The 23,329-nt window shown below is 35.2% G+C and carries 23 protein-coding genes and 1 other RNA gene; 20 read left to right on the top strand and 4 right to left on the bottom strand.

Features of this window, described 5'->3' with window-relative positions; all coding sequences use genetic code 11:
• Positions 1-8: 8 nt before the first annotated feature.
• From Q4496_RS07990 to raiA, 10 genes are all read left to right on the top strand, one after another.
• A complete protein-coding gene (locus Q4496_RS07990) occupies positions 9-788 on the top strand; it encodes a ParA family protein (protein WP_303610208.1) in 780 nt (259 codons plus the stop codon).
• Positions 789-1,577, top strand: coding sequence for a chemotaxis protein CheW (locus Q4496_RS07985; protein ID WP_303610207.1), 789 nt, complete (start codon positions 789-791; stop codon positions 1,575-1,577). It begins immediately after the preceding gene.
• 94 nt (positions 1,578-1,671) lie between these two features.
• Positions 1,672-2,166 carry a chemotaxis protein CheW gene (locus tag Q4496_RS07980; protein WP_215973334.1) on the top strand — a complete coding sequence of 165 codons (495 nt, stop codon included), beginning with the start codon at positions 1,672-1,674 and terminating at the stop codon, positions 2,164-2,166.
• A gap of 192 nt (positions 2,167-2,358) precedes the next feature.
• Positions 2,359-2,826, top strand: a complete 468-nt coding sequence (locus Q4496_RS07975; protein ID WP_303610206.1) for a DUF2802 domain-containing protein — start codon at positions 2,359-2,361, stop codon at positions 2,824-2,826.
• A gap of 108 nt (positions 2,827-2,934) precedes the next feature.
• On the top strand, positions 2,935-3,705 hold the full coding sequence (locus Q4496_RS07970; RefSeq protein ID WP_215973332.1) for a VacJ family lipoprotein: 771 nt from the start codon (positions 2,935-2,937) through the stop codon (positions 3,703-3,705).
• A gap of 143 nt (positions 3,706-3,848) precedes the next feature.
• On the top strand, positions 3,849-4,313 hold the full coding sequence (gene ribE / locus Q4496_RS07965; RefSeq protein WP_159818403.1) for a 6,7-dimethyl-8-ribityllumazine synthase: 465 nt from the start codon (positions 3,849-3,851) through the stop codon (positions 4,311-4,313).
• Positions 4,314-4,323: 10 nt separating this feature from the next.
• Positions 4,324-4,740: a transcription antitermination factor NusB gene (nusB, locus tag Q4496_RS07960; protein WP_215973331.1), complete on the top strand. Its 417-nt coding sequence runs from the start codon at positions 4,324-4,326 to the stop codon at positions 4,738-4,740.
• A 35-nt stretch (positions 4,741-4,775) separates the two neighbouring features.
• Positions 4,776-5,741, top strand: a complete 966-nt coding sequence (thiL, locus tag Q4496_RS07955) for a thiamine-phosphate kinase (RefSeq protein WP_215973330.1) — start codon at positions 4,776-4,778, stop codon at positions 5,739-5,741.
• A 27-nt stretch (positions 5,742-5,768) separates the two neighbouring features.
• Positions 5,769-6,242, top strand: a complete 474-nt coding sequence (locus Q4496_RS07950) for a phosphatidylglycerophosphatase A (protein WP_303610205.1) — start codon at positions 5,769-5,771, stop codon at positions 6,240-6,242.
• Between the two features lie 219 nt (positions 6,243-6,461).
• The gene (gene raiA / locus Q4496_RS07945; RefSeq protein ID WP_215973328.1) at positions 6,462-6,818 is read left to right on the top strand and encodes a ribosome-associated translation inhibitor RaiA; all 357 of its coding nucleotides are present in this window, start codon (positions 6,462-6,464) and stop codon (positions 6,816-6,818) included.
• 82 nt (positions 6,819-6,900) lie between these two features.
• Here the strand turns inward: raiA and Q4496_RS07940 are convergent, their stop codons facing one another.
• Positions 6,901-7,059, bottom strand: a complete 159-nt coding sequence (locus Q4496_RS07940) for a DUF2986 domain-containing protein (RefSeq protein ID WP_215973327.1) — start codon at positions 7,057-7,059, stop codon at positions 6,901-6,903.
• Positions 7,060-7,183: 124 nt separating this feature from the next.
• Between Q4496_RS07940 and dbpA the strand changes: the two genes are divergently transcribed.
• The 4 genes from dbpA to Q4496_RS07920 all read left to right on the top strand — a co-directional run bounded on the left by dbpA (position 7,184) and on the right by Q4496_RS07920 (position 11,876).
• The gene (gene dbpA, locus Q4496_RS07935) at positions 7,184-8,620 is read left to right on the top strand and encodes an ATP-dependent RNA helicase DbpA (RefSeq protein ID WP_215973326.1); all 1,437 of its coding nucleotides are present in this window, start codon (positions 7,184-7,186) and stop codon (positions 8,618-8,620) included.
• 47 nt (positions 8,621-8,667) lie between these two features.
• Positions 8,668-9,888 (top strand): cell division protein ZapE, encoded by a 1,221-nt coding sequence (gene zapE, locus Q4496_RS07930; RefSeq protein WP_303610204.1) that lies wholly within the window; start codon positions 8,668-8,670, stop codon positions 9,886-9,888.
• Between the two features lie 277 nt (positions 9,889-10,165).
• A complete protein-coding gene (locus tag Q4496_RS07925; RefSeq protein ID WP_215973324.1) occupies positions 10,166-11,014 on the top strand; it encodes a DUF2884 family protein in 849 nt (282 codons plus the stop codon).
• Positions 11,015-11,108: 94 nt separating this feature from the next.
• A complete protein-coding gene (locus tag Q4496_RS07920) occupies positions 11,109-11,876 on the top strand; it encodes a tRNA-uridine aminocarboxypropyltransferase (protein ID WP_303610203.1) in 768 nt (255 codons plus the stop codon).
• An 83-nt stretch (positions 11,877-11,959) separates the two neighbouring features.
• Here the strand turns inward: Q4496_RS07920 and Q4496_RS07915 are convergent, their stop codons facing one another.
• Positions 11,960-13,462 carry a CoA-acylating methylmalonate-semialdehyde dehydrogenase gene (locus tag Q4496_RS07915; protein ID WP_215973322.1) on the bottom strand — a complete coding sequence of 501 codons (1,503 nt, stop codon included), beginning with the start codon at positions 13,460-13,462 and terminating at the stop codon, positions 11,960-11,962.
• A 132-nt stretch (positions 13,463-13,594) separates the two neighbouring features.
• On the opposite strand from Q4496_RS07915, the gene Q4496_RS07910 reads away from it, so the two are divergent.
• The 5 genes from Q4496_RS07910 to Q4496_RS07890 all read left to right on the top strand — a co-directional run bounded on the left by Q4496_RS07910 (position 13,595) and on the right by Q4496_RS07890 (position 18,792).
• The gene (locus tag Q4496_RS07910; RefSeq protein ID WP_215973321.1) at positions 13,595-14,485 is read left to right on the top strand and encodes a LysR family transcriptional regulator; all 891 of its coding nucleotides are present in this window, start codon (positions 13,595-13,597) and stop codon (positions 14,483-14,485) included.
• A gap of 40 nt (positions 14,486-14,525) precedes the next feature.
• Complete coding sequence (locus tag Q4496_RS07905) at positions 14,526-15,446, top strand: DUF3014 domain-containing protein (protein WP_215973320.1); 921 nt, start codon at positions 14,526-14,528, stop codon at positions 15,444-15,446.
• 216 nt (positions 15,447-15,662) lie between these two features.
• Positions 15,663-15,759, top strand: an RNA gene (gene ffs, locus Q4496_RS07900) — signal recognition particle sRNA small type.
• A gap of 70 nt (positions 15,760-15,829) precedes the next feature.
• On the top strand, positions 15,830-15,976 hold the full coding sequence (locus Q4496_RS07895) for a hypothetical protein (protein ID WP_303601383.1): 147 nt from the start codon (positions 15,830-15,832) through the stop codon (positions 15,974-15,976).
• A gap of 368 nt (positions 15,977-16,344) precedes the next feature.
• A complete protein-coding gene (locus tag Q4496_RS07890) occupies positions 16,345-18,792 on the top strand; it encodes a diguanylate cyclase (RefSeq protein ID WP_303610202.1) in 2,448 nt (815 codons plus the stop codon).
• Positions 18,793-18,972: 180 nt separating this feature from the next.
• Here Q4496_RS07890 and Q4496_RS07885 read toward each other — a convergent pair whose 3' ends face one another.
• Both Q4496_RS07885 and priC read right to left on the bottom strand, forming a co-directional pair.
• Positions 18,973-19,245, bottom strand: coding sequence for a late competence development ComFB family protein (locus tag Q4496_RS07885; RefSeq protein WP_215973292.1), 273 nt, complete (start codon positions 19,243-19,245; stop codon positions 18,973-18,975).
• Between the two features lie 94 nt (positions 19,246-19,339).
• Positions 19,340-19,972: a primosomal replication protein PriC gene (gene priC, locus Q4496_RS07880; protein ID WP_215973291.1), complete on the bottom strand. Its 633-nt coding sequence runs from the start codon at positions 19,970-19,972 to the stop codon at positions 19,340-19,342.
• Positions 19,973-20,611: 639 nt separating this feature from the next.
• Here priC and Q4496_RS07875 point away from each other — a divergent pair.
• On the top strand, positions 20,612-23,242 hold the full coding sequence (locus Q4496_RS07875; protein ID WP_303610201.1) for a TonB-dependent receptor: 2,631 nt from the start codon (positions 20,612-20,614) through the stop codon (positions 23,240-23,242).
• The last annotated feature ends 87 nt before the right edge of the window (positions 23,243-23,329 follow it).

The following is a 23,329-nucleotide window of genomic DNA, read 5'->3' as shown; positions in this document are numbered from 1 at the left end:
AATAACTATTGGAAGTTTGGGCTGTAGCAAATCAAAAAGGCGGTGTGGGCAAAACAACAACTACTATTGCTTTAGCTGGTCTATTAGCTGAGTGTGGTAAAAAGGTATTACTTGTAGATACAGACCCACACGCTTCTTTAAGTTACTATTTTGGTATTGAATCTGAAGATTTAGACTTGAGTGTTTATGATTTATTCGTTCAAGTTGCATCTAAAGAGCAAATACTACAAAGTTTATGTCCAACACAATATAGTAATATTGACATATTACCGGCAACTATGGGCTTAGCAACCTTAGATCGCTCATTAGGTGCCAGAAATGGTATGGGGTTAGTGTTAAAAAAGGCAATGTTAAAATTGTCGCAAAGTTATGATTATGTGTTGATAGACTGTCCGCCTATTATAGGTGTGCTTATGGTTAATGCATTAGCTGCGTCAGATAGAATAATAGTACCAGTACAAACAGAGTTTTTAGCATTGAAAGGCTTAGAACGTATGGTTAAAACTATGGATATGATGGCAATAGAACAAGGGAAACCCTTTAATTATACTATTGTGGGAACAATGTTTGATAAGCGAACTAAAGCATCACTCTTAGCTTATAAACATTTACAGAAAACCTATCCAAATAACATTTGGCCAAATATTATCCCTGTTGATACAAATTTTAGAAATGCAAGTTTAGCACAGAAAGTCCCCTCACATTATTCACCAAATTCTAGGGGTGTTTTTTCCTATAAAAATTTATTGGATTATTTATTGAAGCCAGCGCAAAGAAGTATCAAATAGATGTCAAAATCATTAGCAGCTAGTAAAAAAGTTATGAAAAATTATCTGTCAGAATTATTGACAGATAAGCCTCCTATGGAAGATAGCAGTAGACATGATTTACCGGAAAGAAAGGATAGTAAATCAATTGAAGAACAACGGTTAGAAAATCTGCTAAAGAATGTTAATGCTGAATTAAATATTAAAGAAACGAGTGTTTCAACAACAAAGAGTTTAAACAAAGTAATTGATACTAAAAAAATATCAATTGATGAAGGAACTCCAGAACAACGTCAAGATACCATAGTTGCACAAAAAAGCTCAGCTAGTTTACCTCCACAAGAAGATAAAACTTATCGTGATGGTGATTTTCAGGCATTGTTTTTTAATGTTGGTGGTTTAACTGTTGCAGTGCCGTTAGTTGAATTAGGTGGTATTCATCCGATAGAAAAAACAACGGCACTAATGGGAAAACCTGAATGGTATAAAGGTGTAATGTTGTATCGAGATGAAAAAATTAATGTTGTTGATACTGCCTTATGGGTAATGCCCGAAAAGTGCGATGAAAAGATGAAAGATTCATTAAATTACCAGTATGTGATCATGCTAGGAAATAGTGCTTGGGGTTTAACAGCAGAAAATCTAGTTGATACCGTTGTTTTAAAGCAAGAGGAAGTAAAGTGGTTAGATGCACCAAGTAAGCGACCTTGGTTAGCTGGCTTAGTAAAGGATAAAATGTGCGCCTTACTTGATGTAAATTCATTAATTCAATTACTTAATGATGGTAGCGGAATTCATCAAGATGATTAATAATGTCATTAGTAAGCTTTAATCGACAAATACGAAATAATAATTAACTTAAAAGATAAGTTAAAAAGTCTTAAATAATTGAGGGGCAAGTGGTATGTCTGACGAAAAACGCAGTTTAAGCGGTAAAAAAGGTGAAAATGATGAAGTACTTCAATGGGTAACGTTCAAATTAGAGAATGAAACTTATGGTATTAACGTTATGCAAGTACAAGAAATTCTACGTTACAGTGAAGTAGCGCCTGTACCTGGAGCTCCAGTTTATGTACTTGGAATCATTAATTTACGTGGTAATGTTGTCACTGTGATTGATACTCGCTCTCGTTTTGGTTTAGAGCCTAGTGATGTTACTGATAATACTCGTGTCGTTGTTATTGAGTTAGAACAACAAGTGATAGGTATATTGGTTGATAGTGCTTCCGAGGTTGTTTACCTTAAAGCCTCTGAGATTGATGATGCACCGAATGTAGGTAATGAAGAGAGTGCTCAGTTTATACAAGGTGTATCTAATCGTGATGGTGAACTACTTATTTTAGTCGATTTAGATAAACTATTATCAGATGAAGAGTGGGATGAACTAAAACAGTTCTAATCGTTTTTTGAACGTCAGCAGGTGAGTATGTGCCAAGATATTGGTTTATTCAGTATCTTACATTTTACTTCCTGTTAACCATATTCTTTAATAAATTATTTTGCATTGGTGAATGGTAACACTTGTTTAATTACGTTTTTTGGAAATTACTCTTATTATGATTGTTATACAGACCCGTAAGTTAGCCTATTTATGTCTTTGCTAGCAGTGCCTATTATTGCCATCGTTGCACTTGTTATTAGTATCTTATGTTTGGTTATTATTTTTGTTTTAATAACCCGGCACAGCACTAAGTTTGCTGTTTATGAGTCTCAATCGCAAGCGCATGAATTACTCGTGAATAGCTTGCAATCAGCCAACGATGATTTAAATACGAAGATACGTAATCTATCTCTACAGCAAGAAAAATCATTAACTGATAACACATTTGTATCTAAGCAGTTAGAGCATAGAATTAAGGCTATTCAATCTCAATTGAACTCCCAACAAGATCTTATCTCGCAATTACAAACTGATAAAGGTGATGATAAATTCTACTCTCGAGCAATAAAGTTAGCGAAGATAGGTGCTGATATTGACGAAATCGTAACTGAGTGCGAACTTCCTTACGCCGAGGTTGAAATGTTAATCTCTGTTTATCAAAATAAAGCTAAGGGCTAGTGTTTTCTGAAATAAAAACAAGTTAAACTAGTTCTCTTTATACCTATACCTTTATTAATATTTCTTTACTCATATTAATTAGCATTAACATGGCAAGGAACAATCCTCGTGAAAGACGCTTTAAGCCACTCTATTAGAATTTTATTTTTACTTTCTTTTTTTATTTTATCTGGATGTTCAACTACCCCTTCAGCTCAGGAAGGTTTAAGTGATCCAAGAGATCCTCTAGAGTCTATCAATAGGCCTTTTTGGACTTTTACTTGGGATTATGCCGATAAGTATGTTGCTAAGCCGTTGTCTGAATTTTATACCACCAATATGCCCATTTTTTTACGAACGGGCTTACATAATATGGCATTAAATTTAAATGAACCTGCAAGTATTATTAATAACTTACTACAATTAAAAATGGAAAATGCCGCTAAAGCAACGGGACGCTTTGTACTCAATTCTACTATAGGTTTATTTGGTTTTTATGATCCTGCAAGTGATTTTGAATGGTCTACTGAACAAGAAGAGTTTGGTGAAGTATTAGGAGTTTATGGTGTCGGAGATGGCCCATACATTGTTATACCCGGGCTTGGTCCTAGCTCTGTTCGAGAAGAAGTAGGTGATTACGTCGATCGTTTATATTGGCCTTTAGCTGTTATTGATTTTTGGCCAAATGTAGTGCGTTTAGGGATTATCGGTTTAGAAAGTCGATCGTCAATAAAAGATCAAGAGCAGTTACTGGAAAATTCTACAGACTCCTATGAGTTTATTAAAAATGCATACTTTCAAAATATGAATTATCGTGTGTATGATGGTAATCCCCCCATCGTTATTGATGAAGATGAAGAAGCTGCAATAGATGCACTTTTAGATGAATTTGAAGATTAACATTAAAAAGTTATAAACATATACCGAAGTTAGCCGTAATTTGTTAGAATTGCGGCAATTTTTTACTCTTATCATTTGATTGGCTTCTTGTTAACAGAAAATAGCACAGTCAATTTGATATAAACTTTATTGGAAACAGTTAGATGAATATTATTGAAGGTTCATTTCAAGCTAAAGGCAAAAAATTTGCCATTGTTGTGTCGCGTTTTAATCACTTTATAGTTGATAGCTTACTTGATGGTGCAGTTGATGCACTTAAGCGTCACGGTAGTGTTGCTGATAGTGATATTACTATTGTTCGTGTGCCAGGTGCTTACGAATTACCATTAGCAGCTAAAAAACTTGCTAAAAAAGGTGATTTTGATGCAATTATCGCCATTGGTGCTGTTATTCGTGGTGGTACGCCACACTTTGATTTTGTTGCTGGTGAGTGTAACAAAGGTTTAGCACAAGTTTGTTTAGAATCAGAAATACCTGTTTCTTTTGGTGTTATTACAACTGATTCTATTGAACAAGCTATTGAACGTGCTGGAACTAAAGCGGGTAATAAGGGTGCAGAAGCAGCTCTTGGCGCATTAGAAATGGTTAACGTTCTTTCTCAAATTTAGGATACATATTGTGAAACCTTCTCCTAGAAGAAAAGCACGTGAACTAGCGGTTCAAGCTGTTTATTCATGGCAAATTAGTCAAAACTCAGTTAATGACGTGGAACTTAATTTCATTTCAGAAAATAGCAAACGTCGTTTTGATATTGAATACTTTCAACAACTTTTACGTGGTGTAACGGGCAATATAGCTGGATTAGATCTTGCCATTTCGCCACATGTTGATAGACCAATTGATGATATTGATCATGTTGAAAAGGCAATATTACGTGTTGCTGTATACGAATTAAGTGAATGCCAAGACGTACCTTATCGCGTGGTCATTAATGAAGCGATTGAATTAGCGAAATTGTTTGCTGCTGATGATAGCCATAAATTTATTAATGGCGTTTTAGATAAAGCTGTAAAATTAATTCGCCCTCAAGAGTAATAAATCTTTATGCCAAAGAGTAAATAGTTAGTGCTATGAAAGAATTTGAACTCATAAAAGAATTCTTCACCAAGCAAGCAGTACAAAGAAAAGACGTACTTCTTGGAATAGGTGATGATTGTGCAGTAGTTTCTTGTACTAAAAATCAAAAAATTGTTGTCACTACGGATACGTTGGTTGCTGGCGTTCATTTTCCTTTAGGTACCGCAGCGAGAGCTATTGGTCATAAAGCTGTTGCGGTAAATTTATCAGATATTGCTGCGATGGGTGCAAAGCCTAGTTGGATATCATTAGCTATTACTGTACCTGAAGTGAATGATGAGTGGCTTACTGATTTTTGCTCAGGTGTTTTTGAGCTTTGTGAATTCTATAATGTAGAGCTTATTGGTGGTGACACTACGCAAGGGCCATTAAGTATAACGATAACAGCACAGGGGTTAACGGCTGAAGATCAATATTTAACGCGCTCTGGTGCTAAAGCCGGTGACTGGCTTTATGTTACCGGTGACTTAGGCGATGCTGCTTTAGCGTTATTACATCTCAAAGAAGGTGTTTTAACGGATAGCGAAGCTATTGAACATGTTCAAAGAAAATTAGATTATCCAAGGCCACGTGTACTTGCAGGTCAAGCTTTACGTGAATATGCTTCAGCGGCAATAGACATTTCTGATGGCTTACTTGCTGATCTAGGACATATCTGCCAAGCTTCAAATGTTGGTGCAAATGTTGTTTTAGATGCTATTCCCTTATCTGAAACTATGAAAAAATCACAATTGTTTGAAGATGCGGTGGAGTTAGCACTTAATGGTGGCGATGATTATGAATTATTGTTTACCGTTTCTGAAGATAAAAAAGTCGGATTAGAAACTGCGTTATCTCATACAAGTACTTCGGTCACTTGTATAGGACAAATAAATGCATCGCAAACTATTTCTACTACATTGAATAATAAACCAGTAGCAATTAAAAGCTCAGGTTTTCAACATTTTTCTTCACAATAAATAACTTCTAATAGCGTCGGCATAACTATGAAAAATTCCCAATCAAAGGTTTTGTTTGATCTTAAACAACCGGTTCAGTTTTTGGCTTTAGGGTTTGGTAGTGGTTTAGCCCCTAAAGCACCGGGTACTTTTGGTACCTTAGCAGCAGTTCCGCTTTTTTTACTGTTAGCATTGTTAACACCAACATACTATTTAGCTGCGGTAATTGTTATGAGTGTCGCCGGTATTTATATCTGTGGTAAAGCGGCAAATGATGTAGGAGTTCATGATCACCCAGCCATTGTATGGGATGAATTTGTTGGCTATTTTATAACAATGTTTATGGTGCCTGTCAGTTGGCAAACTGTTTTAGTTGGCTTTTTATTATTTCGAGTCTTTGATATTTTAAAACCTTGGCCTATTTCTTTTATTGATAAGAAAATGTCAGGTGGGGCGGGTATCATGTTTGATGATATTCTAGCAGGTATATTTTCTTTAATTATCATGCATTTAATCTTTTAATTCTACACTGTGTTTTTACTTACAATTTCTTAATCTAGATCAATAGCAATTATCCTGATTTTAAGCTACTTTTAAATAGAGGGTAAATAAAAATAACTAGGCAGAGGTTGTTTTTTATTTTTATGCCCTCAACTATTTATTAAGACGTTACATTTTACAACGTTTAATCTCAGCTTTACTTCACAGTACTGTTTAAAGTAAATGTTAAAAGGAATACCTATGAAAATAAATCTTTCTGGTCACCACGTTGAAATTTCTGCTTCAGTAAAAGAAGACATCGATGCAAAATTTTCTAAAATTGCAAGTCATTTTCCAACATTAATTGCCTTAGACGTTATCGTGTCTAAAGAGCATAATCAACATCAGGTTGAAGTAACAACAAACTATGAAGGTGGACGTATATCAGTAAAAGGAATTGATGATGTAATGTACCCAGCCATTGCCAGTGCAATTAAAAAACTTGATGCGGCCTTAAAACATCGTAAAGGTCAGTTAAAAGCTAATTTACATGAAAAACCTCAAAGTACAGCGCCAGAAATAGCACATGAGAAAGTGCAAGAGATGAATTTATCATAATCGTATAACGTAATATTAATAAATTTAAAACTAGAAAAGCTGTGAAATAATTCATAGCTTTTTTTTTGACTATTTTGATGGCTTAACTTTCTTCAGTTTCTTTTGAAGCTGCTTCTTCTAATGCCAATTTTTCTCTTTCTGCTTTAGATATATAACGAGGCTTATTACTGGTATGTAATTTAGCATTCGCTTTTTTTTGCTTCTTTTTTAGTGTGTCATTAATTTTCTTTTTACGATTCATAGTTTATTCTTTCGTGTTAAATAGCTGAAAAGGTCGATTGCTGTTATTATGCGCTTATTCACTTTCCCTTGAAAGTTTATTATATCTTAAATTATTTCAATTTGAACAATACAGAGGCACAACCTTGAGCGAAACAACTACTAACGGCAAAGGCTCATTAGCTTTTTCTTCACTAAACCTGCATAAAGATTTAGTGCAAAACTTATCTTCTCTTGGCTATCAAGAAATGACGCCAATACAAGCACAAAGTTTACCTGAAATGTTAATGGGTAAAGATGTTATTGCTCAAGCTAAAACAGGCTCAGGTAAAACCGCTGCTTTTGGTTTAGCTTTACTAGAAAAACTAGAAGTTAAACGTTTTAGAATTCAGTCTATGATACTTTGCCCTACGCGCGAATTAGCAGATCAAGTAGCAAAAGAAATTCGTAAACTTGCCCGCGCAGTACATAATATAAAAGTACTTACGCTATGCGGTGGCACACCATTTGGTCCTCAAATTGGCTCATTAGAACATGGTGCTCATATTATTGTAGGAACGCCTGGCCGAATTGAAGAACATGTCATTAAAGGCACACTCAAGTTAGATGATTTAAACTTATTAATACTTGATGAAGCCGACCGTATGTTAGAAATGGGCTTTGAAGCAGCACTTGATAATATTGTTGAGCGCACGCCGCTTGATCGCCAAACCTTGCTATTTAGCGCAACTTTTCCGAAACAAATTCAAGCGATCAGTGAAAGTATAATGACTGAACCAGTGATTATAAAAGTGAGCACTGAGGAAGATCAATCTAATATATCGCAAGAGTTCTTCCATGTTGAAGATGACATAGAACGATTTGAAGCACTACGCTTAATACTGCTTGATAACCCAGTAGAGTCTACTGTTATTTTTTGTAATACCAAAAAAGAGACCCAAGCCGTTTGCAATAAATTACATGATGATGGCTTTAGCGTTTTAGCATTACATGGCGATTTAGAGCAAAAAGACAGAGATCAAACTTTATTACGCTTTGCTAATAAAAGTGCTGCCATATTAGTGGCTACTGATGTTGCAGCTAGGGGGTTAGACATAGACTCTCTTGACTTAGTTGTTAACTATAATATAGCACATGACAGTGAAGTACATATTCACCGTATTGGCCGTACAGGTCGTGCTGGAGCGCAAGGTAAAGCGGTGTCATTGTTCAGTGATAAAGAAAGCTACAAAGTAGGGTTAATTGAAGATGAACTTGAACAAGTCATCAAACCAGGTTTATTACCTTCTGCTGAAGTGCTAAATAATGTTAGGCCACAAGCTAAAATGGCGACGATACAAATTGATGGCGGTAAAAAGCAAAAAGTTCGCCCAGGTGATATTTTAGGCGCATTAACAGCTAAAAATACTGAAGGCAAAAATGGCGGTGTTGAAATCACTGGCAAAGATGTAGGCAAAATCAGTGTTTTAGATATTAGGTCTTATGTTGCGGTAGATAAAAAAGTGTTAAAAAGCGCATTAAGAAAGTTATCAATGGGGAAAATGAAAGGACGAACCTATAAAGTACGTCACTTAACGGTATAGAAAACTACCCCCATAAACATAAGCTTATAGAAAATAGCCGTTATATTTTGCTCAAACAATATCAACAATTAATTAAGCAACAGGTGCTTTATGAAGACAAAGCACAATCCTCAGCTGTTGCTGCACTAGATTTGTTATCTAAACAACTAGTGCAAATTAGTAATGAACGAAAATCGTGTCATCCACAAAGCTTCTTAAGTACTATATTTGCGCGTTTACCCCTTTATAAAATATTGAGACATAAACCAATCTCTGAAGGGGCTATTCCTCAACTTAAAAGTTTATATTTGTATGGCAGGGTAGGTCGAGGTAAAACAATGTTAATGGACATGTTTTATCAAAATATTCCTATTAAGCATAAGAAGCGCATTCATTTTCATCGTTTTATGGAAAGTGTTCATCAACAGCTAAATAACCTTGCTACACAACAATCATCTTCTGGTCAGAAAGTGAATGTAAATCCACTCGCCTATATTGCAAAGTCTTGGGCAACTGATATTGAATTACTGTGTTTTGATGAGTTTTTTGTGAGTGATATTGGTGATGCAATGTTACTTTCAGGGCTATGCCGTGAGTTATTTTCCTTAGGTATAACACTGGTGTTTACATCTAACTGCAAGCCGGAAGAACTTTATCGTAATGGTTTACAACGAGAGCGATTTTTACCGACGATCGATTTGATTAATCAATATTGCCAAATACTATCCGTTAATGGTGATACAGATCATCGATTAACCGATGCTGTAGTCGTAGGCTACAAAAATTATTATTTTAGCAATGCTGATGGCGAACAACTTCTTGCGAAACGTTTTAAGGCATTATGTCATGGTTTACCTACACTTTTAGACAAAGAGATTATTATTAATAATCGAAAAATTAGTTATCGGGCTAAAGCAGATAAATATATTTGGTTCGATTTTTATGATCTTTGCTCTGGGCCTCGAAGCCAAAGAGACTACATTCAATTGTCAGATAAGTTTGCAACAGTATTAATAAGCGATGTTCCACAATTTTCTGGTGAACTGGTACCTGCGGTATTTTCAGGCGTAGAAGATAGTTATCAACGAAGTGGCGTATTAATGGGGAGTTTACGACACTTAGATGATGAAGCTCGTCGCTTTATCGCACTAGTTGATGAATTTTATGATAGAAAAGTACAATTAATTATCAGTGCCGATGTTGATATAGTGGACCTTTATCAAGGACAGCAGCTAAGTTTTGAATTTCAACGTTGCCAGTCACGGTTGTTTGAAATGCAAAATTATTGATTTCCTGTCGCTATTAGTCTGCTAAGTGTTAACTAAAATTTAATTGCTAATATTTAGCTTTTTTTACTAAATATTATTGTTTCTATTAAAAAATTACTTTTCACATATTTCTATGTTATTGAAAAATAATTAATTAAACTTGGCATCACTCTTGTAGTATTAAAATAAAGGCTAACAGAAAAGCGTTAAATAATAACGTAAAAATAAACGCTTAGAACATGTGCTAATAGCAGATGCTAATTAAAGCACTAACCGAAATTGCATAGAAGGTATCATCATGATAAATAAATTATTGTTAACAATTAAATCACCAAAAACACTTATTGCTGCAACATTGCTCTCATTATTTTCATCAACAGCACTGTATGCGCATGACTCTTGTGATGTTGATTTAAAGGCAGGCTTAACAATTAATGAGACAAAACTTGAATTCTTCGAACCAAAAAAGAAAGAGAAAGTTTTATATGTTATTGATAAGCAATATAACTTAACCGTTGGTGGAAAAAATATTTCGCTGAACTCTGAGCAACAAGCGTTAGTAAAAAAATACGCGACTGATATTCGAAATATAGTACCGCAAGTAAGGCTTATTGCTATTGAAGGTGTTGATCTTGCGTTAGCTGGTGTTGATTTAGCATTTAATCAACTATTAGGCGAAGGCAATGAAGTTGGCGCTGATTTAACTCAAGAGCTTTCTTCACTTAAAGCAGAGGTCGCTGAGCGCTTTACCATTAAAAATGGTTTTACTATTGGTGAAGATGGCGTGAAAGACGATGAACTTTTTGGCGCTGATATCGAACAACGTATTGAGTCAGCAGTAGAAAAAGCGGTGATGAATTCAATGGGAAATTTACTGGTTGCTCTGGGACAGGAAATGATGCTTTCAGGCGGCGATAGCAATGATTTTGAAACTCGTATGGAAAATTTTGGCGAAACTATTGAATATGAAATGAAATCAGGTGCTGAGAAAATTGAGCGTAAAGCTGATAGCTTGTGCGCAGCTGCTATTGAAATAGATCAACTTGAAGAAAAGCTAAGATCGAATATTCCATCTTTAGCTGATATTAATGTTATTACGGTTAACACTGTAAAAATTGATGATAAGCAAGAGAAAAAGTTAATGTAATTATCGTTTTTAACTTTAGGCGTTTTATATTTATTATTTCCAAGGCTTAGTAATGTTATCATTAATAAGCCTTTTCATTTTTATTTAATCCTTCATGCACGCTGTTCATCAATTACACCTATTTAGAAAAAGCTTAAGTACCACCACATATAAAGCACGAGGACAGCGAGTTATACGCTGTGAACTCTGCCGCTTAGCTAAGCAATATTGCATTTGCACTATTGCCCCAGCCAAGGGCACTGTGAAAACCAATGCAGGCTTCCTACTGTTGATGTATGACACTGAAGTATTAAAACCAAGTAATACGGGAAAGTTGATAGCTGATTTAATTCCTGATACTTTTGCTTTTTTATGGTCACGTACAACCAAAAATGACGAATTACAAGCAGTGCTTGATGATGAGCAATGGCAACCTTTTGTTGTTTTTCCTCAAGAATATGCTGACGATAACCGCGAAGTTAATTCTAATACTGTGGTATGTGATGAAGGAAAAAAACCTTTATTTATTATGCTTGATGGCAGTTGGCGAGAAGCTAAAAAGATGTTTCGAAAGAGTCCTTATTTAGATAAGTTTCCTCTTGTTTCTTTTGATCCCAAAAGCTTGGTTGATAACTTATCATCACCTGTCGGCAACGACTCTCGTTATACCGTGAGAAAAACTGAATTAGAGCATCAATTTTCAACGGCTGAAGTTGCCGCTAGAGTACTTGATATGTTTGGTGAGAAAGATAACGGACATTTACTTGATTTATGGTTTGATGTTTTTAATTATCAATATCAAAAAAGTGTTTGCCAACGTAATAAAGGTAATTCAAGTGCTATTGAGAACTATCAAAATTTTCTACAAGAAGGCGATATTTAATAAAGTAGAATGAATAACGGATAACAAAGCTTTATGTTCGTTACCCGTTACCCATTAATTATTGATTATTAGTTGTTTGAAACTTACTTCATGCTAATCGTTGAGTGAATTTCAGAGCCATCTTGATGGTCTGGTTCGAACCAACGAGCGGTTACTGATTTTGTATAAGTCCAAAAGCTGATTACTTGCTTACCGTTAGGTCCTAAATCACCTAATTTAGAGCCACGTGAGCCGGTAAAGCTGAAATAGGCTACTGGTACAGGAATAGGTACGTTAATACCCACTTGACCAACATCTATTTCATTTTCAAATTTTCGTGCTGCCCAGCCAGAAGAAGTAAACAAAGACGTGCCATTACCATTTGGATTGGCATTAATTATCTCAATCGCTTCATCTAATGTTTCAGCTTCTAATACACATAAGGCCGGACCAAAAATTTCTTGAGTATAAATGTCCATATCGGTAGTTACATTAGTAAATAAGGTTGGTCCGACAAAATTGCCGTTTGGATAACCTTCAACCTGACAATTTCTACCGTCAATTAGCATAGTAGCACCTTGTTCAACGCCGCTGTCGAGTATGCTAATAATACGAGCTTTAGCTTGTGGTGAAACAACCGGGCCTAAATCGGCATCTCGTTGCGTACCTGGGCCAATTTTCATTTGTTTTGCTCGTTCAACAATTTCAGGTAGCCAGTTTCGAGTTTCACCTACTAGAATTGTTACAGGGTTAGCCATGCAGCGCTGTCCTGCTGCACCAAAGGCTGAACCAAGTAAATCATTAATAGCACGATCTTTATTTGCGTCAGGCATAATGACCATATGGTTTTTAGCACCCATCATAGATTGGGCACGTTTACCGTGTTTAGTCGCATGGTTATATACGTGTGTACCAACACCAGTTGAACCAATGAATGACACTGCTTTTACTGGCTCAGCTTCAATTAATTGATTAACGACATCAGCATCACCATGAACAACATTCAATACACCGGCTGGAATACCTGCTTGAAGTGCTAATTCAACAAGTAGAATTGTTGATGAAGGTGCTTGTTCTGATGGTTTTAAAATAAACGTATTACCACAAGCAATAGCAGGTGGGAACATAAACGATGGCAGCATTAATGGAAAATTAAATGCGGTAATGCCTAAACCAACACCAATTGGCTTATTCAATGTATAAGTATCTACGCCTGATGCTGCGTTATTCGCAATTTCACCTAATTGTAAACGGGTAATTGAGCAGGCATTTTCAATAGCCTCTAATGAACGACCAACTTCGCCTTCAGCATCTGGGAGTGTTTTACCATGCTCTAAAGTAACTAACGCAGCAAGCTCTTGAGTATTCTCTCTCACTAATTGTTGAAAATTCAACATGATACGCATACGGTTAGTTAAAGAAACCTTAGACCAACTTTTAAAAGCTTCAGCAGCACTTGCAACTGCAGCGGCAACCTCTTTTTTGGTTGCTATAGGTACTCGGGCAACTACTTCTTGTGTAGCAGGATTTAAAACGTCTAACCAAGTATCTGTAGTAGAACGAACTTTTTCACCATTGATGATCAGAGGAATCTCTTTAACAGTCATGACAGTCCTTTTTTCAAGTAATTTATTTTAATTGGTACTAAAGTAATCTTTTAACATTTACTGAGCAATACGCATAAATGCAGTAGCTATTGCATTTTTGCAAGCAGTTGTTTTTGTTGTTATGATTAAATAATGAACTGGGATGATATAAAATTATTTTTAGAGGTCGCGCGTAGCGAGCGTTTATCTATAGCGGCTAAGCGTTTGATGATTGATGCATCAACGCTCTCTAGACGTGTGCATAAGCTAGAAGAAAATTTAGCCACAAAATTATTTGAACGAACTGTAGATGGGCATGTCTTAACGCATGATGGTAAAAAGCTATTACAATTTGCTCGACGAATGGAGCTTGATGCTGTTCAGGCATTCGATGAAATAAAAGAGCAAAAAGATTTAAATAGCGGTCGTGTTCGTATTGGTGTCACTGAAGCGTTTGGTAATTGTTTTATTGCGCCTAATTTAACAAAACTTAAACATGAATTCCCTAATATTCAAATAGAGCTAGTACACTTTGCCCGCTACGTAAAAATAAGCCGAAATGAAGCAGATATTGCAATCGCTGTTGAAAAGCCAAAGAGCACTTCAACAATTATTACAAAACTTTGTGACTATCAGTTGCAATTATACGGGCATGCAAGCTATCTTAAAGAAATAGAAGGAAATGTAGAATTTAGTCAACTATCTAAATATCAATGGGTTAGTTATGTTGATAACCTTTTATTTACTGAACAACTCTCTTATTTAAAAGAGTTAAGTGCAGATATTAAACCTAGTTTTCAAAGTACAAGTATTACGAGTCAGTATAGTGCAATAAAAAGCGGACTAGGTATTGGTATTTTACCTTGCTTTCTGGCTGAACAAGATGCTAGCTTAGTTAAACTTTGTAGTGATGAAATTAAATTAGTGCGTAGCTTTTATCTAGTAACACACCCAGAAAGTAAACGTTTATCTCAGGTAGAAACAGTGTGGAAATATTTGAAAGTATTAGCACAACAAAATAAACAATTGCTTATGCCAGAATGAGCTAATAGTCTAAGTAAATAACAAATAAGTAAAGGTGAACATGGACAACTCAAATCAATCTCCAGGTGACAACTCTCAAGGTACTTTCAAAAAAACACCTTGGACTCTTATCGTTTTTATTATCCTTGTCATTATTGCTATTGGCTTTGCATGGCAATATACCGGCAATAAACCGGCGCCTGTTGTCGTTGTTGAAAAGCCGATGCCAACACCCGTTATTGAGCCAGAGCCTGAAATGATAGTAACTGAACCAGTACAAGAGCCAGAGCCATTTGAAATTGAAGAGATAGTTGAAGAGGTCGCGCCAGTAGAAGTGCAATTACCATCTTTGGATAAGAGTGATGACTGGTTAAAAGTGAAATTACCAGAAATTACTTGGCGAAAAGAGTTACTTACTCTTATTGTTGGTGAAGATATGATTCGTCGTTTTGTTGTCTTTACCGATAACTTTGCGCAGGGAATCGTTGCTTACGAGCATAGCCCATTTATATTGCCTAAGATAAAGTTTTCACCTGAAGCTGATAGCGCTAGTTTACAAAATATAAATGGAGGGGTGGTAGCAGCACCACAAGATGTTTTGCAATGGAGCGAGAGCTCTAGCGAACGTTTTAGTTTGTATGTTGATTTACTTCGTTCGATGGACAGTGACACCTTAGTTCAGTGGTATGAAGAAATAAAACCATTGGTAAATGAAGCCTACAGTGAATTAGGCTATGAAGATGACTTTACTAATACCTTACAAGACGCCATTACACGGGTTTTGGATATGGAGTTACCTAAATCATCAATGGCCTTGGTTCACCCAAGTGTTATGTATAAATTTGCAGATCCTGAGCTTGAAGCACTACCTGACTCGGATAAATTATTATTGCGCTTAGGTAAGGAAAACCTTTTAGTAATAAAATCTATTTTATTAGAGATACATGAGAAGTTGGCTCAACAAAAAAATGGTGTTAATTAGGAAGTAAAAAATCAATTTACATTAATAGCAATTACTTTACTAAAAAGAGAGTGTTTAAGGTTAATATTTAGATGTTTGCACAAAAAACACCCAAGCAGTATAAGGTTCTTAGAAAATAACTAAGTAGTGCTTGCATACATCGATTTGATTAGCGATAATTCGCGCCACTTAAGCAATCTAAATATTTATCTTTGTTTAAGATCATTATGGTGACCCTTTTGGTCCCCTCGCAATGATACTCTGTGAACTCGGCCAGGTCCGGAAGGAAGCAACCGCAGCAGACGACTCATGTGCCGAGGTGTGGCTATTAGGGTTGCCACCCAATCTAAGAAATTCAATGACTTACACCACAAAAAAGCGTAACTGCTACAATTGGTGCTACAATGAAGTCAGCAAATATCCCTCATTTATACATCCGCAATGGTATTTATTACTATCGAAATAATTCATCTTGGAAATCTTTAAGAACACGTTGTAAAAAAGAAGCCTTTAGAAAAGTCAGTCATATTTTGTTTGATGCTGTATTTTAAATGTTGAGTTTCAATAAATAAATTTTTTAAGCTGAGCTCAGGTAAGTTAGTATTATGCGTTTAAATAATGAGGAGGTATGAAGCAAGAGGCAAAAATATTCAGGTTAAATCGAGAAATTCAATTTCAAATAACTCATAAGTAATATCAACTCCTCATCATTAAGTGGTAAAAGTCACTGAAGTTGCTTATTCACAATTCATAAGTAGTGAAACTATATTCGTAATTAGTTCAATTTCATGAATAAAAATAAAATTTATATAAGCATTTTTATTTTTAGAGTGTTAATTCGACATCACACAATATATACTTTATCGATTAACATAATTATGGATAGCCCTGTTAACGGGTAAGATTTAGGCGATCATATATGATGCTGTTCTCTACTTTAAATCGATTACCTTCGGTTATTTTTACTTGGCAGAGTGAGCCTTTTTATATTTTAATGATTTTTAAAAAACATTATTGTTTAATTTGTAAGTACACAATATGTTTATTTTTAGTTGGTATTCTACTTTTTTGTTCTAATACAGCTTACTCAGCAGAAAAAAACTCATCGATTTCTACTATTGATAAATATACTGATAACTCACCGGAATTAGCGCTTTTAAAGCAAGCCAAATCACTTAAATATAAAGATAAAAAACAAAGCACGGCATTAGCTAACGAAGCACTCTTGTTATCGCAAAATAATAAAAATCATCGTTTGAGTGCACATTCACATTATTTATTAGGCGAACTGGCGCGCGACTCAAAAGATATTGAACAGTCGTTATATCATTTTTTAGAAGCTACTATTCTTTACAAAAAAATTAATGAGAATAAGCGCTTAATTAGTTCTTCGGTTGATTATGCTACTATGCTTATTTTGGCTAGACGATATGATGAAGCAAATAAAATACTTGATGAATTACTTCCTTTAGCTGAAAAATCCAAACAAGATTTATCCATAGCGCTTATTCTCATAACCAAAGGAGCTGGTTATTATGAAAAAAAGCACTATAACGATGCTATTGAGCAATATTCTCAAGCGCTAAAGTATCTTAAAGCAGATGATAAAATTGTACAAAGACATCTTGGCGAAACCTATAAAAATCTAGCTCAGTCGTACAAACGACTGAGGAATAGAGAAAAAACGGCATTTTTTTATAGAAAAGCGTTAGATGTATTTACTGCTTTACAAGATAAAAAATTAATGGCACGTACGTTGAATACACTTGCAGAGGCGGAGCGCTACCTTGAAAACTACGTTGTTGCGTTAGAATATTCAGTCCGTGGTTTAGAAATACATGAGCAAATCGAGGATCCTGCTGGGCGTGCCAAAGCGCTGATAGGCGCGGGCATAATTTATCGCAATATTGGTCAATATGAAAAGTCGTTGACCGCTATTTATGAGGCTTACCTGTACTTCACTAAAATTAAAGATTTTAGCAGTATGGGAAAAGCATCCAATCAAATGGGTCTTATATACACTCGATTGAAGCAATTCGGACAAGCCCGTTCGTTTTATCAGTTTACTATTGATTTGCCTGAAGAACAGATTGAGACAAAAACGCTTGCTTCAGCATTAAGAGAGTTGGCAGTGATTGATTTAAATGACGAAAAGTATCAATCTGCTCATGTTATGGCGAAAAAAGCTTATAAAATTTACCAAAAGGAAAATGATTACCTAAAAGGCTCCACTTCGGCACGCATCATCGGCAATATTTATCGAGCACAGCAAGAGAATAGTCAGGCTATAGCGTATTATAGAGAATCGTTGGCGCAAGCGATTAAAGGAGGTAATGAGTTATATCAAATTAAAGCGCAAACACCATTGGCAGCGCTGCTTAGTGATATGAATAGTGATGAAGCCGTTAGTTTACTAAAAAAATCATTAGAATTGTCGACTAAAATCAACACAAAATATCAGACGTTATATGCCTATCGAGAGCTTAGAAAATTAGAAAAGAGAAGAGGGAATATTGCAGAGTCATTAGGTTATGCTGAAAATGAAATAGCACTATCTAAAGTTATTCAAGATGAAAGAGAGGAAGAAGAATTAGTTTTAGCTAAAGCTAATTTGTATTCACATAAAATGGAAGAAGAGCTGAAATCGTTAAAGAAAAAAGTAAGACTTGATCAGCTTCAATTACTTAAGAAAAATACTGAAATTGAAATAGCTGCGCAAGCAAGAATTATTTCTGAATTAGAGCTTACTAAAAATAAATATGCCAGTGTTGCATTAGCTTCGTTATTGGTTATTTGCTTGCTTGCCGTATTATTTATATATAAAAGGTTTGTCGATTCAAACAAACGAAATAAAGAACTAGATTATTTAGCAGCTCGCGACCCACTGACTAATTGCTATAATCGTCGAATTTTATTTGATTTTATGAATAGAGATTTTGTCGATACTACAAGGCTTAGTGAATATTGCATTCTTATGGTAGATATCGATCATTTTAAGGAAGTAAATGATAGTTATGGACACAGTACGGGAGATTCTGTGCTTAGTGCTGTCGCTAATATTCTACAAAATAGTGTGCGTCAAAATGACATTGTTGCACGTTTTGGTGGAGAAGAGTTCTGTATTGTTTTACCTGGAGCTCCAAAAGAGCAAGCAATGGATATTGCTGAAAATATTCGTCAAAAGGTTGAGGCTAGTAGCTTTAACAATATTTCTGTTACCTGTAGTTTTGGTGTTGCCTCCATTAAATTTAATGCTAAAACACCATCAGAATTAATTGAACAAGCAGATATAGCACTCTTTAAATCAAAATCTCTAGGGCGCAATCAAGTTAGCTTGTGGGAAAAAACCTTTAAACCTAAGAATTAACAACTGGCTAGGTTGATGCTTTAATTAATTCAGAGCTAGAAGTGTTATTAAACATTAGGTTATAGTGGGGATTTTACAGATATAAGAGCGTTAAATCTTTGAGCTAACTTTAATTTAATAAAGGATCATATTTATATCGTCAATACCTAGATTCGCTTCCCTATATTAATATTTTTAAATTTAATCATTATTTGAGTGTTGCATATTCATAAATTCAAGAGATTTTGTTATGGCCACTTTTACTTTTGATTCCATTTCAAAGCGCTCAGATGCAGGCAAGTAAAAAGCCATATCAACTTCATGACGAATATAACGAGTAGGTAGTTGATTTAATACAACGCATGTAAGATCTGCAATAAAATCTTCATCATATTTTTCATCAAACTTAGATAAAGTAAAATGTTGCATTACTAATTTTTCATAATAATTATGGATGTCATCAGATATTTTCATAGTTGCCTTCTTATTATTAATTTATTAGTCTCTAATATTAACCTTAGATTTATTTATATGCCATTCTTATTAGTATGAAATAAGGTAATAAATTTTAACGTTTTTCAGCAAACTCTATATCACGTTCAATTGCTGAAATTGCTTGACGACAACGGCCAAGGCGTTGATGTAAAGCAAGTACTTCCATTGATATTTTTTCGCTTTCATGGTTTTTACACCGTAACCGCGCATTTTCTCGCTCACTAAGCATATCCATTAAACGTCGTTCAAATTCATGATGTTCGTTTAATTTTTGATACAGCTGATGGCTATTTAACATAATGTTTTTAGTGAGTGCGCTGTATTTGTTCGCTTGTTTTTCTTTTGCTTTTTTTATACGAACTTTTTTGTTTGCATCAAAACTTAAGGTGGCAGCCTGGTGCATCACAGCATTTGATTGTAATGCAATAGATATAGCAGATATTTGCTGTTCGATTTGTAGTAACACTAATCTTGAAAGCTCTACTTTATTGGCTGCAACTAAACGAGAAAATTCTGATATTTTTCGTTTAGTTTCTTTTATATATGGAATAAATTGATCACTTTGACTAACAAATAGCGTTGATGAAAATAAATTGTTATTTTCAATTAAACGGTGTGCTTTGCGTTGTGTATTTTGTATATCTGTTTGTTTAGCTTTCGCTTCGAGTGTTTCTAGTAACACAGACAAACGCTCAATAGAGTTCATTATTTAACCTAGTGTAAGAGCCGCAGCAAATTTCATTGTCATTGTAGCACTTGAAATGGGAATGATTTTATAAAAATAAGTCTTTTATATTACTAACCCTTATAAAAGCTAAGAAGAAAAAGTTGGCTTTTGTAATCATATATTTACAGTTGGGTGTTTTATTGTTTTTAGTTGTTGATTTTATTATGTTATTTTTTATTTTGGATGGAAATATTTGGAATTGATTAATTAGGTATAAATAAATGGCATTGTTTTAAGTTGTTGTTTTTAAGTTGTTATTTGTTCTTGGTGATAAATATTATTTTTAAAATTTAAAATAATATTTATCTTTTTATGAAAAGGTTCAGTTAAAACAATAATAAAAGCAAATGCCATTAAGTAACTGTTTTATAGTGATTTATTGTTGAATTCTCTGTTTTTCCTGTTTTTTTTTATGTTACTTAATATGTCTGAATGTGAAAAACCTTACCAAATGGTTATAAATGGTATTGACGGTATGAGCTGATACCGTTTAATATCATAAGCGACAGATCAGGTCATACGACTCGTTCAAAAAAGTTTACGGGGCAAAATAGTCTCGAAACGTATAAAAAACAAACAAATAACAAACCAATCACAAATGTGATCCAGGGAGTAAACATGTATAACAATAGCAAATTAGCTAAGGCAATTCGTCTAGCTATGATGTTTGGTGCTGCGGCAACAGCATCAATTTCAACGTCAGCATTTTCTGCAGAAGACGGCGCTGAAGAAGTAGAGCGAATTGCAGTAACAGGTTCTCGTATCAAGCGTACCGATTTAGAAGGTTCAATCCCTGTTACAGTTATTGACCGCGCGGCAATTGATTTCTCAGGTCAAACTTCAGTATCTGATTTATTACGTAATACTAGTTTTAACTCTGCAGGTTCTTTCCGTCCACAATCAGGTAGTTCTGCGCAAGGTATTTCTCAAGTTAACTTACGTGGCTTAGGCTCTGAACGTTCTTTAATCTTAGTAGATGGTCGTCGTTTACCTAAATCTCCATCAACAGGTAATTCACAAGATTTAAACTCTATCCCTATGGCAGCGGTAGAAAGAATTGAAATATTATCTGATGGTGCTTCTGCGGTATATGGTTCTGATGCTATTGCCGGTGTTATTAACATTATCACTAGAAAAAACTTTACTGGTGCTGAGTTACGTTTAGGTGCTTCAGACGTTAGTTTACCAAAAGAAGGTGGCGACCGTGAAGAGGGCTCTGCTGTATTTGGTGCTTCAACTGATAAAGCTTCTGTTATTGGTGGTGTTTCTTGGAATAGCCGTGACATTATTTATGAAAATGCTTACGATTGGGTTCAACCAGGTGCGTCAAGTTTTGGTGCAAACTGGACAAGACCAGCAGGTTACTTAAGTGAAGATGATGCGGGTGGTTTAAGTTCAATTCTTTCTGCTGCAGAATGTGACGGCTTACAAGATTTCTTTATGGCTGGTGATGACTTTTGTGCATATAACTTTAACGCCACAAATGCTAACGAAGCATCAACAAGTAACACATCTGGCTTCCTAAAAGCTGAATATGAAATTAATGATGACTGGAAAATATTTTCTCATACATTAATCTCAAAAACTAAGTCGTTTGGTCGTTATGCACCAACATTAAATGATGCTGGTGATGGCGCATTTATGTCTGCTGATAGCCCAAATAACCCAACTAACCCAGATAGCCCATTTTATGAACCATCTGCTACAGGCCAAGGTGCTCAAGAAATTGGTTTCCGTCATCGTTTTGCTGCGTTAGGTAACCGTGATAATGAAGTTGATAACTGGTCAACTGACTTTTTAGTTGGTGTTGAAGGTAGCATTGGTGATGTTTTTGTTGATTTTGGTGTACGTAAAAACCAAACTAAAACTTATGAAATTGGTCGCGGTTACTTAATGGGTTCTAATGCTCGTGTTGCTATTGATAGCGGTGCATATATGATTAACGACCCATTCGGCACTCGTTTTACTACTGATGCAGAGAAAAGTGAGTATGCTACATTATTATCTGGTTTAAATGTAACTACATCACGTATTGGTACGTTTGAACAAGAAGAAGTTTTCGGCTCTGTTGCATTTGATGTAATGGAAATGGATGGCGGTACATTACAAGCTGTTGTAGGTGCTGAATATCGTAAAGAAGACTACTCTGATACTTATGATTCATTATCAGAAGCTGGTCAAGTTGGTGGTTCTTCTGGTAACAGTGCCGGTGGTGGTCGTAATTTGAAGAGTGCTTATTTTGAAGCTTTACTTCCTGTAATGGAAGATCTAGAGATTACAGTTGCAGGTCGTTATGATAGCTACTCTGATTACGGTAGCGATTTTTCTCCTAAAGTTTCTGTAAAATATGATGCAACTGATAACTTAGTACTACGAGCATCATACGGTGAAGGTTTCCGTGCGCCAACACTAGATATTCTTACTCAGAAACCAGCGCCTGATAACCCAAGTGTTTCAGATGATCCATCATGTCTTAACTTAGGTTTAGCAGAAGGTTGTGATGTTCAAGTAAGTGCAATTACTCTTGCTAATGCTGAAATGGGTTCTGAGTCTTCTAAGCAAATCTCTTTAGGTTTAGCTTACCAGCCAACTGATTGGTTAAACTTCTCTGCTGATTACTATGAAATTGAAATTGCAAATATGATCCGTTTCTTCGGTTCAGAAACAATTCTTACTCGTGAGCAAACAGGTGACCCAATTCCTGTTGGTTTAGGTGTAACTCGTTTAGCTAATGGTGGTATTGATTTAATTACTCAAGGTTACGCAAATGAAGGTAAATGGGAAATCAGTGGTCTTGATTTAAACCTAAATACTACTTTTGATTTTGGTAATGCTGGTACTTTAAGACAAACATTACAGTTTAGTCATCAGTTTGAGAGCGTTATTGATGGTGGTCGTAACACTATTAAAGATACTGGTGAACCACAACAACGTGCTACACTAAGCAACAGTTACTCATGGGATAACTTAGACCTAACATGGAACATGAACATGATTGGTTCTCAGTATGAAGATGTAACACAAGTAGATGGTGGTGGTGTTGAGCGTACTGGTAATATTGCTACTTGGATCACGCATGATCTTCAAGCAACTTATAGCTTATCAACAGGCACTAAAATTTCGATTGGTATGCAAAATGCGTTTGAAAAAGAACCACAGTTAAGCAGCTACGATGGTCGTAATTATAACTTCGACTTATATGACGCTTATGGACGTGTTACTTATGTACGTTTATCTCAAACGTTCTAAAGATAAGTTAGCATGAACTTTTAGTTAATTAAAAGTTGTACTAAAATAAAGGTGGGTATTATACCCACCTTTTCTTTTTTGATAGGT

The sequence above is a fragment of the Colwellia sp. 5_MG-2023 genome (assembly GCF_030547795.1).
In the GTDB taxonomy this organism is placed as follows: domain Bacteria; phylum Pseudomonadota; class Gammaproteobacteria; order Enterobacterales; family Alteromonadaceae; genus Colwellia.
The sequence above is the reverse complement of the archived record's forward strand: the minus strand, read 5'-3'. Positions and strand labels throughout refer to the sequence as shown.

What these genes read in the sequence shown, in the direction of transcription:
- Q4496_RS07910 (WP_215973321.1), top strand. Translation starts at nt 13,595, where the DNA reads ATGAACTGGGATGATATAAAATTATTTTTAGAGGTCGCGCGTAGCGAG.
- Q4496_RS07875 (WP_303610201.1), top strand. Translation starts at nt 20,612, where the DNA reads ATGTATAACAATAGCAAATTAGCTAAGGCAATTCGTCTAGCTATGATG.
- priC (WP_215973291.1), bottom strand. Translation starts at nt 19,972, where the DNA reads ATGAACTCTATTGAGCGTTTGTCTGTGTTACTAGAAACACTCGAAGCG.
- Q4496_RS07950 (WP_303610205.1), top strand. Translation starts at nt 5,769, where the DNA reads ATGAAAAATTCCCAATCAAAGGTTTTGTTTGATCTTAAACAACCGGTT.
- Q4496_RS07975 (WP_303610206.1), top strand. Translation starts at nt 2,359, where the DNA reads ATGTCTTTGCTAGCAGTGCCTATTATTGCCATCGTTGCACTTGTTATT.
- thiL (WP_215973330.1), top strand. Translation starts at nt 4,776, where the DNA reads ATGAAAGAATTTGAACTCATAAAAGAATTCTTCACCAAGCAAGCAGTA.
- raiA (WP_215973328.1), top strand. Translation starts at nt 6,462, where the DNA reads ATGAAAATAAATCTTTCTGGTCACCACGTTGAAATTTCTGCTTCAGTA.
- Q4496_RS07920 (WP_303610203.1), top strand. Translation starts at nt 11,109, where the DNA reads ATGCACGCTGTTCATCAATTACACCTATTTAGAAAAAGCTTAAGTACC.
- Q4496_RS07905 (WP_215973320.1), top strand. Translation starts at nt 14,526, where the DNA reads ATGGACAACTCAAATCAATCTCCAGGTGACAACTCTCAAGGTACTTTC.
- Q4496_RS07980 (WP_215973334.1), top strand. Translation starts at nt 1,672, where the DNA reads ATGTCTGACGAAAAACGCAGTTTAAGCGGTAAAAAAGGTGAAAATGAT.
- Q4496_RS07925 (WP_215973324.1), top strand. Translation starts at nt 10,166, where the DNA reads ATGATAAATAAATTATTGTTAACAATTAAATCACCAAAAACACTTATT.
- Q4496_RS07890 (WP_303610202.1), top strand. Translation starts at nt 16,345, where the DNA reads ATGATGCTGTTCTCTACTTTAAATCGATTACCTTCGGTTATTTTTACT.
- ribE (WP_159818403.1), top strand. Translation starts at nt 3,849, where the DNA reads ATGAATATTATTGAAGGTTCATTTCAAGCTAAAGGCAAAAAATTTGCC.
- Q4496_RS07885 (WP_215973292.1), bottom strand. Translation starts at nt 19,245, where the DNA reads ATGAAAATATCTGATGACATCCATAATTATTATGAAAAATTAGTAATG.
- Q4496_RS07895 (WP_303601383.1), top strand. Translation starts at nt 15,830, where the DNA reads ATGAAGTCAGCAAATATCCCTCATTTATACATCCGCAATGGTATTTAT.
- Q4496_RS07985 (WP_303610207.1), top strand. Translation starts at nt 789, where the DNA reads ATGTCAAAATCATTAGCAGCTAGTAAAAAAGTTATGAAAAATTATCTG.
- Q4496_RS07915 (WP_215973322.1), bottom strand. Translation starts at nt 13,462, where the DNA reads ATGACTGTTAAAGAGATTCCTCTGATCATCAATGGTGAAAAAGTTCGT.
- Q4496_RS07940 (WP_215973327.1), bottom strand. Translation starts at nt 7,059, where the DNA reads ATGAATCGTAAAAAGAAAATTAATGACACACTAAAAAAGAAGCAAAAA.